Origin of the sequence: Psychrobacillus sp. NPDC096426 (assembly GCF_044762745.1) — a bacterium.
Taxonomy (GTDB): Bacteria; Bacillota; Bacilli; order Bacillales_A; family Planococcaceae; genus Psychrobacillus.
The window spans coordinates 45,999-61,951 of sequence record NZ_JBIWEX010000019.1; the positions used below are offsets into that span (position 1 = coordinate 45,999).

The window sequence follows — 15,953 nt, forward strand, 5'->3', positions numbered from 1 at the left end:
AAACATGACGTCCATTCAAGTCTATCCGGCAATTGATATGAAAGGCGGAAAATGTGTCCGTTTATATCAAGGAGATTATGAGCAAGAAACTATTTATGGTAATTCGCCATTCGATATGGCTAAAAAGTTTGTGGATGAAGGTGCAACTTGGATTCACCTTGTAGATCTAGATGGTGCAAAAGACGGCGAGAAAATTCATGCCAACGAAGTCATTCGAATTGCAAAAGAACTTCCTGTTAGCGTGCAAATAGGTGGTGGCATTCGGTCGAACGAAGATGTCAGTTACTATTTGAATAATGGCGTGACACGTGTCATTATTGGAAGTCTTGCCATAGCTAAACCAGACCTAGTAGCAGAATTGCTAGAACAGTTTGGTGGTGACCGAATCGTAATCGGTCTAGATGCAAAAGACGGCATGGTAGCTACGCATGGGTGGTTGGAGACATCTTCCCAATCGGCTATAGAAGTAGGGCAGTATTTTGCTTCTAAAGGGGCTAAGCATGTTATTTTTACCGATATTGCAACCGATGGAACGCTTCAAGGACCTAATTTAGCAGCAAACAAAGAGCTTGCAGAAGCAACTGGGCTATCTGTCATTGTTTCTGGCGGGATTAGCTCACTAGAAGATTTAGGGGAAGTAGCAAAATTAGCAAAAGATACGACGGTAAGTGGCGTCATTACAGGGAAAGCATTATACAATAACCGTTTCACATTGACTGAAGCATTACAGGAGGTAACCAAATGGTAAAGAAAATTATTCCATGTCTAGATGTGAAAGATGGGCGAGTTGTAAAAGGAATTCAATTCGTCGGTCTGAGAGATGCTGGAGATCCAGCAGAGCTAGCGGCATTCTACGACCAAGAAGGTGCAGATGAACTAGTGTTTTTAGATATTTCTGCGTCTGTTGAAGGTCGGGATACAATGCTAGAAACAGTGAAAAAAACAGCGGCTCAAATTTCCATTCCTTTAATTGTTGGCGGTGGAATTCGTTCGACGGAAAATATGAAGCAGTTATTAGATGCTGGAGCAAGTAAAGTATCTATCAATAGTGCGGCAATTAGCAACCCAACGGTAATAACGGATGGTGCTAAAGCATTTGGGTCTAATAAAATCATTGTTGCCATTGATGTGAAATGGTCGGAAGAAGAACAGGATTGGTTCGTCTATACGCATGGTGGGCAAAAGAAAACGGATTGGAAAGCAGTAGATTGGGCAATAAAAGTAGAGAAGCTTGGAGCAGGGGAAATTTTACTGACAAGCATGGACCGTGACGGAGAAAAAGATGGCTATGACATCGAGATTACGAAACGGGTGAAAGAAGCTGTTTCTATTCCTATTACGGCTAGTGGTGGAGCTGGAAACGTCGAGCATATATTAGCTGCATTTACGGAAGCTAATGCGGATGCAGCTTTAGCAGCCTCCATCTTTCATTTCAAAGAAACGAGCGTAGCCGAAGTGAAAAACTACATACGTGAAAGAGGAGTTGAAGTAAAATGACCAACTTAAAATTTGATGATAATGGACTTATTCCCGTCATTATTCAACATGCCATAACTCGAGAAGTATTAACGCTCGCTTACATGAACGAGGAAGCGTATAACAAGACAGTAGAAACAAAAGAAACATGGTTATTCAGCCGAAGCAGACAAGAATTATGGCATAAAGGAGAAACATCTGGAAACACCCAAACAGTCGTTTCGATACGTACAGACTGTGACTCAGATGCTTTAGTTGTAGAAGTTTTGCCAAGTGGACCAGCTTGCCATACAGGAGAAGCTACTTGTTTCCATAACATTCTAGAGAAATTTGATGAGACAGTTGGTTACAATGTGGTTACTTCCCTCATTAATACAATTGAAGAAAGACAGCAAACAATGCCAGAAGGTGCCTATACAACGTATCTATTTGAAAAAGGCGTAGATAAAATTTGTAAAAAAGTTGGAGAAGAGTCTGCAGAAGTCATTATTGCTTCTAAAAATAATGATGCAGAAGAGTTGAAATGGGAAGCGGCGGATCTTATTTATCACTTGCTCGTACTATTACAAAATCAAAAAGTCAGCTTTTATGATTTGTTACAAGTACTGCAAAAAAGACATGAAGAGAAAGCCGATAAAAAATAATACTTTATGATATACTGAAGAGTATACTAATAAGGAACGTAGAAACGTTCCTTATTATTTTTCGGAGGATTATCTTGAATAAAAAAAGTAAAAAGGTTTTTAAAGAAAACATTATTTCGTTTTTGCCTACGGGCGATTACTACTATAAAAAAGCTTTAGATGAGCTACAAAAAGAAAAATACGAAAAAGCTCATAAATATTTAAAAAGAGCTGTAGATCTAAGCCCTAATGATCCGGCCATTTTAATGCAATATGCCATTTTACAAATGGAATTAGATAAATTTGATTTAGCTCATGAACTTTTGAGAAGTGCATATACGATCGACCCAGGTGACCCTGAAATTGTTTTCTTTTTGGCAGAAGTGAATGCCCACATAGGAAACTTTATGGATGCGAACCGATTTGCCAAAAAATATTTGGAGATGAATATAAACGGAGAATACACAGAAGATGCGATGGAAATCGTTGACTTCACAGAGCAGGAAGACATTGTATCTCTACAAGTGGACGCACCTTCCTCTGAAGCTCTCTTTTTACAGGAAAAATCTCGTCGGTTAATGGAACAAGGGAAATTTCCGGAAGCAGTTGAATTATTAGAGGATATTATTACACAATATCCTGATTTTTGGGCAGCATTTAATAATTTGGCGCTTGCCTATTTTTACATTGGCGAAGAGGAACAAGCAAAAGCGTTACTTCATGAAGTACTAAGGGAAAACAGAGGAAACATTCATGCGCTTTGCAATTTAGCAGTCATTTATTATTATGAAAAAAATCAAGAAGAATTAGATGAAATTACTGCATTTTTAGCGAAAATTAACCCTTATTTCATCGAGCATCGATATAAATTAGGAGCTACATTAGCACTAATAGGTAAATATGATCAAGCATTTAAATGGTTAAGAAGCTTGCAACGGAAAGGTTTTGAAGGAGATCCAGGGTTTTATTTTTGGTTATCTCATTCCGCTTATTTTTCCGGCCATGAAGAAGTTGCGAAAAGTGCTTGGAAGACATTATTAAAATTGGATCCAGAAAAGGCAGGTTTTGAGCCTTGGTTACCACACCTGAAAAATATAGATGAATCGCAGATGGAGAACCAAAAAGAGCTTATTTTAGAAAAGCTACAAGACAAGCATGTGAGTGAGCGGATTTTTGGTTTTTATTTATTGGGGAAATCAGCGCACCGTCAAGAAATTATTTCACATCCAAAATGGATTGTTGTAGAAGAATTGACGACAATGGAAAAATTATTTTTAGCCCATTCTTTAGGGCACTCATTTAACGAAAAATCTGTAGCGGAAAAAGCTTTTTTAAGAGTCATTGCAGCTACAGATTTACTATATGAAAAGCATAAACCTTTGGAACAATCCGCTGCGTTTTTATTTCAAATGTGGTTTGTATTAGTGGAACGTGCATTAAAAAAGGCATATGCCTTTAAAAATCCACGAGCACTTGCAGCTGCAACGGAATATATGTTTGAATCTTCTAGAACAAAAAATGTAACGAAAAAACAGTACGCGGAAGAATACGGGATTACGACTACTACCTTAACGAAATATGTGAATGAACTCATGCAATTTTTGCCATTATTCGACGCATAAGCATAAAAGTTGAAGCAGTTACAAAAATCCTATAGATTGATGGTAGAAGCAATGTAGGAGGAATGTATGATGACTGAAGAAAAAATCTATGATGTGATAATAATAGGAGCAGGTCCTGCTGGGATGACTGCCGCTGTATATACTTCTCGTGCGAATCTTTCTACGTTAATGATTGAACGCGGTATTCCAGGTGGACAAATGGCGAATACAGAAGAGGTCGAAAACTATCCAGGGTTTGAAATGATTTTAGGACCAGAACTTTCGACTAAAATGTTTGAACATGCGAAAAAATTCGGCGCTGAATACGCATATGGAGACGTATCGGAAATCGTAGACGGCGAAGTTTATAAAACGGTTAAAGTGAGCGGAAAAGAATATAAAGCACTTGCGGTTATTATTTCATCCGGTGCTGAGTACAAAAAAATGGGGATTCCTGGCGAAAGCGAGCTTGGCGGACGCGGTGTAAGTTATTGTGCAGTTTGTGATGGTGCATTCTTTAAAGGGAAAAACCTAGTTGTAGTCGGTGGGGGAGATTCCGCTGTTGAAGAAGGTGCATTTTTAACAAAATTTGCGGATAACGTAACGATAGTTCACCGCCGTGATGAGTTGCGTGCACAAAAAATACTACAAGATCGTGCATTTGCAAACGAAAAAATCGACTTTATCTGGAATACAACATTAAAAGAAATTCACGGAAAAGACGGAAAAGTGGGGAGCGTTACATTAGTTTCAACTGAAGATGGTTCTGAAAGAGAATTTGAAACGGATGGAGTTTTTGTATATGTTGGTATGCTTCCATTAACAAAACCATTTTCGAATTTAGGTATTTTAAATGAAAACGGATATATCGTAACGAATGAAAGAATGGAAACAGCTGTACCTGGAATTTTTGGGGCTGGAGATGTGCGTGATAAAATGCTTCGTCAAATTGTTACAGCAACTGGGGACGGAAGTATCGCTGCACAAGCTGTACAACATTATATTGAAAATGTAAAAGAAAAAACGGCAACGAACGCTTAACATTAGTAGTATTTACATACTTGTGTGTTTAGCGCAGCTACTAGGTTCTAATTTATAACTTTATCGTCCGTAACACTAGTCTGAATTTAATTATTTCTTAATCGATTTGTAACCTGCTTGAAACAATTATAGCGTATAGTTAGAAATATAAATTGACCCCCTTTTTATATAAGAAATAGTTGAACAGGCTGTTTCGCGATTTTAATCGTGAAGCAGCCTCTTTTTGTGAAAATTAATGTATAATAATATTATTAACACATGATAGATGTGGAGTGACAATTCGTGCAAAGAATCGCAAATTTACTTATATGCAAAGACGGAGAAGTTCTTTTATTAAAAAAGCCGAGAAGAAACTGGTACGTTGCTCCAGGTGGCAAGATGGAAATAGGGGAATCTATTCTAGTTTCTGCTATTCGAGAGTTTTCCGAGGAAACGAATGCTAAACCTATTGGGGCGCATTTAAAAGGGATTTATACGATGGTAATTGAAGAAAATGGGAAACAAATAGATGAATGGATGTTATTCACGTTTGTTGCCAGAGATTTGGAAGGTACACCATTTCATGAAACAACAGAAGGTATTTTAGAATGGCATCCAGTAGAAGCTTTACACACGCTTCCAATGGCTGAAGGGGATCGAACAAACTTGTTATTTGCTGTGCAAGAAAAAGGAATGCAATATGGAACCTTTGTTTACACGCCTGATTTTTCATTGATAACAGAAACGATTCAGCACTCATCGGAGGGGGAAGTAAACAATGGATAGTACTGCACAAAAGCTGGAAACTGAAGTGGTCATTATTACTGGAATGTCTGGAGCAGGTAAGACTGTTGCGATTCAAAGTTTTGAAGATCTTGGGTATTATTGTATTGATAATTTGCCACCGGAGCTTTTAAGTACATTCATCAAGCTAATGATCGATTCCAATAAACAACCTCGAAATATCGCAGCAGTAATGGATTTACGGGGAGGCGAAATGTTCCACTCTCTAGTCAAATCGGTCAATCAGCTACACGAAGCAACGACTATCACCCCAAAAGTGTTATTTTTAGATGCGAATGATGAAGTGTTAGTAAGAAGATACAAAGAGACTAGACGATCTCACCCCCTAGCTAATTCTGGCCTACCACTAGACGGGATAAAAAGAGAAAGAGAGTTACTTTCCGAACTAAAAGGAAGAGCTCAATTTATTTATAACACATCTACGATGAAACCTCGTGAGTTAAGGGAAAAAATACAAGATGAATTTTCGGCAAAAGGTAGTAAAGTATTTACTGTAAACGTCATGTCTTTTGGGTTTAAACATGGAATCCCTATCGATGCCGATTTAGTATTTGATGTACGTTTTCTTCCCAATCCATACTATATCGAAGAGCTCAAGTTGAAATCAGGACTAGATGAAGAAGTATCTAGTTACGTCCTAAAATGGGCAGATACAAAAACATTAATCGAAAAGCTAACGGATTTGTTTTCGTTTATGATTCCGCAGTATAAGCGAGAGGGTAAAACGCAGCTAGTTATTGCATTTGGTTGTACAGGTGGCCAACACCGGTCCGTTACATTGGCTGAATACTTTGGTACACTATTAACAGCAGAAGATAAAACGGTTATAACGCATCGGGATGTAACGATAAGAAAGGAATGAAGGAATGGAGCGTACAAAACACCGTAAGAAAATAGTTATTATTGGTGGTGGTACGGGACTATCTACATTGCTTCGTGGTTTAAAGAAATTCCCACTCGACATTACAGCAATTGTCACTGTAGCAGATGATGGTGGAAGTTCTGGTCGATTACGGGATGATTATGATATTCCACCACCCGGAGATGTTCGGAATGTGTTAGCGGCATTGTCAGATGTAGAACCTTTAGTGGAAGAAATGTTCCAGTATCGTTTTTCTAAATCGGAAGAATTAAAAGGCCATTCTTTAGGAAATTTAATGCTAGCAGCGTTAACTGAGATTACAGGTGATTTTGCTAATGCGATTAGTGAAATGAGCCGTGTATTAAAGGTTCATGGAAAGGTTCTTCCAGCAGCCAATCAATTAGTGATACTTCATGCACGATTTGAAGATCAAACAATTGTAAGTGGGGAATCAAAAATTCCATCATATGGAAAGAAAATAGAAAAGGTATTTATTTCGCCATCTGACGTGAAACCGTTACCAGAAACTATTAATACGATACGGGAAGCCGATATTATCGCAATTGGACCTGGAAGCCTATATACTAGTATTTTACCTAATTTATTGGTGCAAGGTATAAAAGAGGCAATTATCTGTTCCAAAGCGAAGAAAGTATATATTTGTAATTTAATGACACAGGCTGGGGAAACGAGTGATTATACTGCATTCGATCATGTCAACGCTTTAGTTGATCATGTAGGTGAAAATTTCTTAGATGCAGTTTTAATAAGCAATGAAGAAATCCCTGAAAATGTGCAATATTTATACAAGCAGGAAAAAGCATCTCCTGTCAGAATAGATATAGAGCAACTAGAAACATTAAACTTAGAAGTCGTGAAAAAAGACATTTCCATCGTCCATGGTGGCGCAGTGCGTCATGATGCGATGAAAGTAGCGAAATGGCTCGTAGAATATGCGTAGATGATTACTGTTATAATTACATAATAAGTTATGGTAATCGTTAGCAAGAAAGGGGGAAACGGATTATGTCGTTTGCTTCTGAAACAAAAAAAGAAATGACGCAAGAAGAGTCCAAACCATGTTGTGCAAAAGCCGAACTATCAGCACTTATTCGAATGAACGGATCGCTCTCATTTAGCAATAAAACACTAAGTTTAGACGTGCAAACCGAAAATGCAGCAATCGCTCGAAGATTGTACACATTGATTAAATCATTATATCAGTATCAAGTAGAATTGCTCGTTCGTAAAAAAATGAGATTGAAAAAAAATAATGTTTATATTTGTCGTATCCGTGATGGAGCGAAAGAGTTATTAGAGGATTTACAAATATTGAAAGACCATTTTCAATTTGAATATTCTATTTCAAAAGAATTAGTGAAAAAGAATTGCTGTAAGCGCGCTTATTTAAGAGGTGCTTTTTTAGCTGGAGGATCTGTTAATAATCCGGAAACTTCTTCTTATCATTTAGAAATTTATTCATTATACAAAACACATAGTGATGCATTGGTGGATTTGATGAATGGCTTTGAGTTAAACGCAAAAACAATTGAGCGCAAAAAAGGCTTTGTTGCATATTTAAAGGAAGCAGAAAAAATTTCTGATTTCCTAAGCATTGCTGGTGCCCACAGTGCCTTATTAAAGTTTGAGGACGTCCGTATTATCCGAGATATGCGTAATAGCGTAAACCGTTTAGTTAACTGTGAAACGGCCAATCTAAATAAGACGATTAGCGCGGCTATTCGCCAAGTAGAGAACATACGGTATATAGAAAGTTCAATCGGTCTCGATCAATTACCGGACAAACTACGGGAAATAGCACGTTTACGTGTAGAATATCAAGATGTAACATTAAAAGAGTTAGGTGAGATGGTATCTACTGGAAACGTTAGTAAATCTGGTATTAATCATCGTTTACGGAAAATAGATGAAATCGCAGATGCACTTCGTAGAGGCGAAACAATTTAGTGAAATGGAGCGTATATTGATGACAGAAAAACAAGTGGAAGTGAAATTACCAGCAGGGTTACAAGCAAGACAAGCTGCATTATTTGTTCAAGAGGCAAATCGTTATATTGCGGATGTATATTTAGAAAAAGATGAGAAAAAAGTAAACGCTAAAAGTATTATGGGTATTATGAGCTTAGCAATAAGCAAAGGAATTACTGTAATCTTAAGCGCGGAAGGTTCTGACGAAGAAGAAGCGGTAGAAACATTAGCGAAATTTATCTCCAATGAAGCATAAGAAGAAAGGGCTATCCCAGTATGTCAATTTTGACTAGGGGGTAGCTCTTTTTGTAGCTTAGTCATCCATAAAAAAATGTTATGTAACTGACTTTCCCTCAATCATATAGGTAAGCCACTTTCTATAAATTAACACATTATAGGGATAGAAATTCTAACTCAAAATAAGTGGAGTATTTACTAGAATAATAACTTGGACAATCTAGCACGAAGGTTGGACAATCATATAGAACATGGACAATCTAGCGCTAAAGTTGGACAATCGTATAGAACTTGGACGATCTCTCCCCAAACCTGGACAATCTTCCCAAATAGCTGGACAATCTAGCGCTAAAGTTGGACAATCGTATAGAACTAGGACGATCTCTCCCCGAACCTGGACAATCTTCTTAAATAGATGGACAATCTAGCGCTAAAGTTGGACAATCTCTCCCCAAACCTGGACAATCTTCTCAAATAGCTGGACGATCTCTCCCCAAACTTGGACAATCTTCTCAAACAACTTGGACTGGCCTCTCTCCAAGTTCGTTTCATGCAATCATTTATTGGGATGATATCGCATATTTATTGTTAACTCTTTCCAAATTAACTCGTTCTTTTTAGAAATGATTGCTTTCGATGACCGGTTTTTCCTAGCGTTAAATTCCTTACGACGCAGTATTTCTATATTGCGAATCCATCCTTTATAAGGGTAGTTTGTTTCAATTGTTTCGTTCAAGTGGCATTGCGTTTGGTTTAGGTTTATTTTAAAAAAAAATACCCAAGGAAAGTGAATTTTCCTTGGGTAACATAATTATTATGCTTTTTTCATTTCGCTGCGCTCGATAATATGATCGATTAAACCATATTCTTTTGCACGTTCAGCAGTCATGAAGTTATCGCGATCTGTATCTCTTGAAACGATTTCAATCGGTTGGCCAGTGCGCTCTGCCATAATATTGTTTAACTTGTCGCGTAAGAACAGAATACGTTTTGCAGCAATTTCGATTTCTGTTGCTTGCCCTTGTGCTCCACCAAGTGGTTGGTGAATCATTACTTCTGCGTTAGGAAGTGCATAGCGTTTTCCTTTTGTTCCAGCTGTAAGAAGGAATGCTCCCATAGAAGCAGCCATACCAATACAAATTGTTTGTACATCTGGTTTGATGAACTGCATTGTATCGTAGATTGCCATACCAGCTGTGATGCTTCCACCTGGACTATTGATATAGATAGAAATATCTTTGTCTGGATCTTCTGCTTCTAAAAATAGAAGCTGAGCCACGATGGAGTTCGCTACATTGTCATCAATGCCACTTCCAAGCATAATGATACGGTCTTTTAATAATCGTGAATAAATATCATATGCACGTTCTCCACGATTTGTTTGTTCAATTACTGTAGGAATTAAATTCATCCTGTTTGCCTCCTTCAAAGGTGGTATTGTAAGTTGATTACTGAAAAGTATATCTCAGTTGTAACTTTATCATACACATTAAGGTCAAGGAAGGTCAAATATTAAGCACTAAAAACTTAGGTTGAATTATTTACAAATCATTTGTATAATAGATTAGTCGCTTGCCTCCGTAGTTTAATGGATATGACGTAAGATTCCGGTTCTTGAGATGGGGGTTCGATTCCCTCCGGGGGCGTAATATAAGGTAATTCAATGTTAAGCTGAAATTATAGGGAAAACACGCTAAAACGATATTGCAACGTTTCGGCGTGTTTTTTGTTGTTCAATGAATCGACAAGAACGTTTCGCTTGTTATCTCCATAATATAAGGTAATAATGAAAGAAAGAGGCGTTATAAGGGAGTTTTTAACTTCATTCAGCAAACAATAACTTCTGAATGAAGTTAAAGCCTCCGGCGAATTTCGAAAAAGTGGATAGGGAGTTTTGCGGTATATGGATGTTGTAACGGAGTTTTTTCAAAAAAAAGGAGTAAAACGAGTTTTAATTTTTGCTTTTATTGTTTTCATACTTTATAGCATGAGGAGTATGATGAATCTAATCTTATTGACTTTTATTTTCACGTTTCTGATGGATCGCCTCATAGAATTTGTAGTCAAATACATACGATTAAACCGAAAAACCCTTGTTATCATTTTGTATTCACTAATTGTCGGACTACTGACCTTAGGCATCGTGAAATACTTACCTATTATTACGGTGCAAATCAGCCAACTTGCTAAGCAAATTACTGCTTTTTATACACAGCCACATGAAAATGTGTTAATTGGTTATATAGAAATGATTATTTCTAAAAATCAGCTTACTGCTTATTTAGAAAATGGGTTCTCCTTTTTACTGAAATATTTTACAGGTATTAGTAAAACGAGCATTCAAGTCATGATTGCTTTAATTTTGAGCTTGTTTTTCTTGCTAGAAAAACCACGGTTAAAAGAATTCACAAGTAAGTTTAAATATAGTAAGATTGCCCCTTTTTATTATGAGGTTGAATATTTTGCATCAAAGTTTACTCGCACTTTCGGAAAAGTAATTGAAGCACAATTCATTATTGCAATCGTCAATACTATTTTGACCGTAATTGCTTTAAGCATATTGGGATTTCCACAAATATTTGGGTTGGCAATTTTGATTTTCTTTTTAGGACTTATTCCGGTTGCAGGGGTAATTATATCGCTCATTCCATTAGTCTTAATCGCTTTTACAATTGGGGGAGTCCTAAAAGTAGCCTATGTAGTAGTGGCAATTTTGATCATCCATGCAATTGAAGCGTATATTTTAAATCCAAAGCTAATGTCTTCCAAAACGGATTTACCCGTTTTTTATACGTTTATCGTTCTTATTTTTTCGGAAAGCTTCTTTGGTGTTTGGGGATTGATCGTTGGGATTCCGATTTTCGTTTTCCTGCTTGATGTACTTGAAGTGACGAATAAGGAAACGATAAGTCCACCGCACGATCGAAAGAACGGATAAGTATAATTTAAGCACCCTTTTCTAATTTGAAAAGGGTGTTTTTGAAACCAATTAAGCTTTTTTTCGTATACATAGTATGTTTTACTTTTTAGTTTTAAGGAAAATTAACACTATACTTAGTTAGAGGTGAATGAGATGAAAAAAATTTTAGGACCTTTAGTAATAATCGTCGTGATTATCGCCATTTTTGCGGCAATACTAATACCTAGCTACAATGGATTTGTAAATGGGGAAGAAGATGTAAATAAAGCGTATGCGCAAGTAGAAAACCAATTACAACGCCGAATGGATTTGATTCCAAACCTTGTGAATACAGTAAAAGGATTTGCATCACATGAAAAAGAAGTGCTAACGAATATTGCGGACGCTCGTTCTAAATTAGCGGGGGCGAATACACCAGAAGAACAAGCAGCTGCAAATGATCAATTATCTGGTGCATTAAGTAGGTTACTAGTTGTTGTAGAAAATTACCCAGAATTAAAAGCTGATGCAAACTTCCGCCAATTGATGGATGAGCTGGCAGGAACAGAAAATCGCTTATCAGTAGCGAGACAGGACTATAATGGAATCGTTTCAGATTATAATAAAAAAGTAAAACGTATGCCCGGAAGTATTATCGCTTCTATCTTTGGCTTCGATGAAAAAGAATATTTTAAAGCCGATGCAAATGCAAAAGAAGCCCCAATTGTTGATTTTGAAGGAGCTGGGAAGTAATGAGTAAAGTTGCGCGTTTGCTCATAACTGCGCTACTTTTATTTATTTCCATTCCAATGGTAGCTGCAGCAGCATCCGATATTCCAAAGCCGATATCTGGAGAATTGTATGTACAAGATTATGAAGGCTTTTTATCAAATGAAACAGAGCAAAAAGTAGAACAATTAGGCAAAAAACTAGATGACGCAACAGGTGCACAAATTGTTGTGATGATTATCAATTCTTTGAATGGGCAAGATGTTAATCAGTTTAGTGTAGATGTCATCCGAGAATTTGGAATTGGGAATAAAGAAAAAAATAATGGTGTTTTATTTGTTATTGAAACGGATCCGACAAAAGAAGGGAATCGCGACATAGCGATTACAGTTGGATATGGTTTAGAAGGTGCGTTGCCTGATGGGAAAATAGGTCGAATTATTGATGAATATACGATGCCTTTCTTAGAACGGGGCGATATAGATGATGCGGTACTTTCCACATACCAAGTGCTATACAATGAAGTTGCAACAGAATACGGCTGGGACGGGGAACTTGTAGAACCAAAAGATCCAGCAGCATCCGGTGAAGGTTTTTCGTTATCGACTATTATTATCATAATCGTCGTCATTTATTTAATTTACACCATAATGTCTGGCGGCGGTGGTGGTGGCGGAAGACCCGGCTCTGGTAGAAGACGTTCGAGTACAAGAATGTATGGACCAGGGAGTTTCGGAGGTGGCTTTGGCGGCTTCGGAGGCGGAAGTGGTGGAAAAGGTTCTGGTGGAGGTTTCGGCGGATTCGGTGGAGGTAGTTCCGGAGGCGGCGGAGCAGGACGGAAATGGTAAAGTATTAATGGAAAAGTCCTGCAATAGGGCTTTTTAACAATTTTTATTTATGTGATTCTTTCGATTCCTTGATAACATAATAAAGAAGTATTGAATGGGGGATTTGGGAATGAAACTAGTAGAGATCAACAAGGATAACTGGCTACGAACGGTTCTTTTGACGACTAATGAGGATGGAAAGGCGACTGTAATAGAAAAATTCGTAGCTTCCAATGCGCTATCGATTGTGCAATCGATTTACGAAACTGGATGGATTGTTAGAGGCATTGAGGTAGATGACAAGACGATTGGCTTCACGATGTATGGGTTAGATGAAGATACTAAGAATTACTGGATATGTCGATTAATGATTGATCATACCAGTCAGGGGAAAGGCTATGGCAGAGAGGCTATTCAGTTGATTTTGGACGATATGAAACAGTTAGAAGGTTGTGAGACAATCTATCTATCAACGGAGCCAGACAATGAAGTAGCTATCAAGCTATACGAAAGTTTCGGATTCCAAAAAACAGGCAACATCAATGAAGGGGAAGCAGAGTTTGTACTGAAATTATAAGCGTAGGCTCTTCTTTTTTTGAAGTGAAACTTAGCATGAATACGTTCTCAACTAGAAAAAAAACCAACAATCAGTTGGTTTTTTTGATTATCAATTTTCAGCGAATTCATTTAGCATCAGCTTGATTTTTTCATATAGCATGATATGTCGTTCTGTAGTGATGTCACCAAGAAGTCCTAAATCAGATCCTGGAGCGAACATCAGTACTCCATCCTCGTATAATGTAATAGTATATAAAGTTGTTTCCTTATCTGCTGCGTTTGTTAGGTAAATTTGATAATTATCAATTTGTGGAAGAACTTCGGCCCTCTCATCGCTTTCTTGCTCTGTTGCTTCTTTGATAGGAAGGTGGTCAAAAGTTCTTAGAATAGAGTTTATTTTCTTTTTAACCGATGTACATCCCGAGTCATGTTGTACTCCACTGCCTTGTTGATCAACCATGCGACCATTGAAGCAAAGCGTATCAAAGGTAACATCAATCGATGGTGTTCTTACATCCCCGACAAATGCGCTAAAATTCTCTATTTTCTCTTGAAGTTCTATTCCTCCACCACCTTTAACACCATTATAACTCCCTATTTTTCCAGGCTCTGATGTAGAAAAGATAAATTCTTCTCTCAAAGTATGAAAAACTTTTTGTCCTTGGCTATTCGTTAAGGACACTTCTATTATGGGGCGATAGATAGTTGGGTGATCTTTCTCCTGTTCAATTTGGACGTTCTCTAAATGCATCTCTAAATCATTATTTAATAGAGAATGATTATATTTGAACACCATATTCGTACTGATCGCTTTTGTCACCATGTTCTCTGTAAAGTATTTACCAAAAGTGGCTGGATAATAATTCATAAAATCTTTGTATTCGTTTGATTCTAGAAGTTGATCATACTCCTCTTGGTTATTCGCTTCCGTTTCGTTTTGGAGATTCATCCAATCATTTATTAAACGCGAAAGCTCCATGTCTGGTCCATTGAATTCTCTCTCTAACACTGCTCTTATTACTTCTTCATTAGAAAGAGGTCCAGCCGTTTTCTCTGTCTCCGAAGGATTCGAAAAAGTAATAAATAGAAAAGAGGCGATTGCTACAATTGCTATTGAAATAAATGCAGGAAATATGTTGCGTTTTCTCTTTGCTTCTATTTTACCTTTTAAGGCTAGCCATGTATTATGCTTTGCTTTATCCGAACGCTTCACATGTTTCATTTCCTCAAAAAGCTTATCGAATTCTTTTGATGGTTCCATTTGCATGACCTCCTTTCTCATGGAATTCCTTTTTTAGTGCCTCAAGTGCTCGTGTCATTTTCATCTTCACCTTTGCCTCAGTCCAGCCAAGTATATAGGCTGTTTCTTTAATCGAACATTCTTGTACTTTGCGTAGGAGCAATACTTCCTGATAGTCTTTTTTTAGTTTACTTAAGGAATCATACATTCTAGCAAGCTGCTCCTTTTGTTCAAATTGACTGTCTGGTGATAATGTATTTGTTTCTATATCATGTTCTTTATCAAAAGTGAAAAATTGGATGACTCTTTTCCTTCGAAAATAATCATAGGTCACATTGCGTGCTATTTTTAATAGCCAAGTGGCAACTGAAGCCTGCTTATTAAAGGATTCTAGCCCTCTATATGCTTTATAAAATGTTTCTTGCGTAAGATCTTCAGCACATTCTCTATGACGGACAAGAAAGTATATATAACTATATACTCTATCGCTGTACTCTTTGTATAACTGTTCCATTTCCATCTGCTGACCTCCCCTTATTGCTATAGACGAAGGAACGAATAAAAAGTATCGCTTTTATTTTAACCTTTTAAAGGAATAACAGCTTCAAAAAGACTATAATAAACATGTATCAAATGATTTTTTGGGGGATGATATACAATGATTGTCCGTTTCTACACAAGACCAGGCTGTCATTTATGTGAGGATGCCAGAATAGTTCTGAAGCTAGTTCAAGACGATGTTGCATTTGAAATAAAAGAGTTTAACATCGAAGAAGATGATAAACTTCATGAAAAATATATGCTAATGATTCCTGTAGTCGAATTTGAAAATGAAATTATTCAATATGGCCAAATAGATTACGTTACCATTCTGGATGCATTACTTACATAATGCTCCAGACTTTTTTTATGTTTCTGCGAATCGCAAGATCACCTCTCTAAATCGCAAAATAGGCATCCTGGACAACATATAATCACAAAATAATGCACAAAGATTGCCAATTTGCATAATATATAATATGATTATTTATAGAAATTCACTTTTTTTTTAACTAAGTGGGACATTTTTTAACTAAGTGGGACAAAAA

The 15,953-nt window shown here is 37.1% G+C and carries 18 protein-coding genes and 1 tRNA gene; 16 read left to right on the plus strand and 3 right to left on the minus strand.

Annotation, left to right across the window (positions count from 1 at the left end):
* The first annotated feature begins 4 nt into the window (after positions 1-4).
* The 10 genes from hisA (at position 5) to ACIQYS_RS15695 (ending at position 8,631) form a co-directional block, all read left to right on the plus strand.
* Positions 5-748 carry a 1-(5-phosphoribosyl)-5-[(5-phosphoribosylamino)methylideneamino]imidazole-4-carboxamide isomerase gene (hisA, locus tag ACIQYS_RS15650; protein WP_402981935.1) on the plus strand — a complete coding sequence of 248 codons (744 nt, stop codon included), beginning with the start codon at positions 5-7 and terminating at the stop codon, positions 746-748.
* The gene (hisF, locus tag ACIQYS_RS15655) at positions 742-1,497 is read left to right on the plus strand and encodes an imidazole glycerol phosphate synthase subunit HisF (RefSeq protein WP_402981937.1); all 756 of its coding nucleotides are present in this window, start codon (positions 742-744) and stop codon (positions 1,495-1,497) included. Before hisA ends, hisF begins: the two co-directional genes overlap by 7 nt.
* Positions 1,494-2,120: a bifunctional phosphoribosyl-AMP cyclohydrolase/phosphoribosyl-ATP diphosphatase HisIE gene (gene hisIE / locus ACIQYS_RS15660; protein WP_402981939.1), complete on the plus strand. Its 627-nt coding sequence runs from the start codon at positions 1,494-1,496 to the stop codon at positions 2,118-2,120. The genes hisF and hisIE overlap by 4 nt, the downstream gene beginning before the upstream one ends.
* 74 nt (positions 2,121-2,194) lie before the next feature.
* Positions 2,195-3,721, plus strand: a complete 1,527-nt coding sequence (locus tag ACIQYS_RS15665) for a tetratricopeptide repeat protein (RefSeq protein ID WP_402981941.1) — start codon at positions 2,195-2,197, stop codon at positions 3,719-3,721.
* Positions 3,722-3,790: 69 nt separating this feature from the next.
* Positions 3,791-4,741: a thioredoxin-disulfide reductase gene (gene trxB / locus ACIQYS_RS15670; RefSeq protein ID WP_402981943.1), complete on the plus strand. Its 951-nt coding sequence runs from the start codon at positions 3,791-3,793 to the stop codon at positions 4,739-4,741.
* A gap of 282 nt (positions 4,742-5,023) precedes the next feature.
* Positions 5,024-5,506, plus strand: coding sequence for an NUDIX domain-containing protein (locus ACIQYS_RS15675; RefSeq protein ID WP_402981945.1), 483 nt, complete (start codon positions 5,024-5,026; stop codon positions 5,504-5,506).
* Positions 5,499-6,386: an RNase adapter RapZ gene (gene rapZ, locus ACIQYS_RS15680; protein WP_402981947.1), complete on the plus strand. Its 888-nt coding sequence runs from the start codon at positions 5,499-5,501 to the stop codon at positions 6,384-6,386. Before ACIQYS_RS15675 ends, rapZ begins: the two co-directional genes overlap by 8 nt.
* Before the next feature lie 4 nt (positions 6,387-6,390).
* Positions 6,391-7,347, plus strand: coding sequence for a gluconeogenesis factor YvcK family protein (locus ACIQYS_RS15685; RefSeq protein WP_402981949.1), 957 nt, complete (start codon positions 6,391-6,393; stop codon positions 7,345-7,347).
* Between the two features lie 65 nt (positions 7,348-7,412).
* Positions 7,413-8,354, plus strand: a complete 942-nt coding sequence (whiA, locus tag ACIQYS_RS15690; protein ID WP_402981951.1) for a DNA-binding protein WhiA — start codon at positions 7,413-7,415, stop codon at positions 8,352-8,354.
* A gap of 19 nt (positions 8,355-8,373) precedes the next feature.
* Entirely contained in the window at positions 8,374-8,631 is a 258-nt protein-coding gene (locus ACIQYS_RS15695; RefSeq protein WP_402981953.1) for an HPr family phosphocarrier protein, read from the plus strand.
* Between the two features lie 795 nt (positions 8,632-9,426).
* Here ACIQYS_RS15695 and clpP read toward each other — a convergent pair.
* Positions 9,427-10,023: an ATP-dependent Clp endopeptidase proteolytic subunit ClpP gene (gene clpP / locus ACIQYS_RS15700; RefSeq protein WP_402981955.1), complete on the minus strand. Its 597-nt coding sequence runs from the start codon at positions 10,021-10,023 to the stop codon at positions 9,427-9,429.
* 163 nt (positions 10,024-10,186) lie between these two features.
* Here clpP and ACIQYS_RS15705 point away from each other — a divergent pair.
* The 5 genes from ACIQYS_RS15705 to ACIQYS_RS15725 all read left to right on the plus strand — a co-directional run bounded on the left by ACIQYS_RS15705 (position 10,187) and on the right by ACIQYS_RS15725 (position 13,644).
* Positions 10,187-10,258: transfer RNA gene (locus ACIQYS_RS15705), tRNA-Arg, on the plus strand.
* A 257-nt stretch (positions 10,259-10,515) separates the two neighbouring features.
* Positions 10,516-11,550: an AI-2E family transporter gene (locus ACIQYS_RS15710; RefSeq protein WP_402981957.1), complete on the plus strand. Its 1,035-nt coding sequence runs from the start codon at positions 10,516-10,518 to the stop codon at positions 11,548-11,550.
* A gap of 135 nt (positions 11,551-11,685) precedes the next feature.
* Complete coding sequence (locus tag ACIQYS_RS15715) at positions 11,686-12,264, plus strand: LemA family protein (RefSeq protein WP_402981959.1); 579 nt, start codon at positions 11,686-11,688, stop codon at positions 12,262-12,264.
* On the plus strand, positions 12,264-13,088 hold the full coding sequence (locus ACIQYS_RS15720) for a TPM domain-containing protein (RefSeq protein WP_402981961.1): 825 nt from the start codon (positions 12,264-12,266) through the stop codon (positions 13,086-13,088). The genes ACIQYS_RS15715 and ACIQYS_RS15720 overlap by 1 nt, the downstream gene beginning before the upstream one ends.
* A gap of 109 nt (positions 13,089-13,197) precedes the next feature.
* Entirely contained in the window at positions 13,198-13,644 is a 447-nt protein-coding gene (locus ACIQYS_RS15725) for a GNAT family N-acetyltransferase (RefSeq protein WP_402981963.1), read from the plus strand.
* 90 nt (positions 13,645-13,734) lie between these two features.
* Here ACIQYS_RS15725 and ACIQYS_RS15730 read toward each other — a convergent pair whose 3' ends face one another.
* On the minus strand, positions 13,735-14,886 hold the full coding sequence (locus ACIQYS_RS15730) for a hypothetical protein (protein WP_402981965.1): 1,152 nt from the start codon (positions 14,884-14,886) through the stop codon (positions 13,735-13,737).
* The gene (locus ACIQYS_RS15735; RefSeq protein ID WP_402981967.1) at positions 14,861-15,385 is read right to left on the minus strand and encodes an RNA polymerase sigma factor; all 525 of its coding nucleotides are present in this window, start codon (positions 15,383-15,385) and stop codon (positions 14,861-14,863) included. The genes ACIQYS_RS15730 and ACIQYS_RS15735 overlap by 26 nt, the downstream gene beginning before the upstream one ends.
* 138 nt (positions 15,386-15,523) lie before the next feature.
* Here ACIQYS_RS15735 and ACIQYS_RS15740 point away from each other — a divergent pair, with 138 nt between their 5' ends.
* Complete coding sequence (locus tag ACIQYS_RS15740) at positions 15,524-15,757, plus strand: glutaredoxin family protein (RefSeq protein ID WP_402981969.1); 234 nt, start codon at positions 15,524-15,526, stop codon at positions 15,755-15,757.
* The last annotated feature ends 196 nt before the right edge of the window (positions 15,758-15,953 follow it).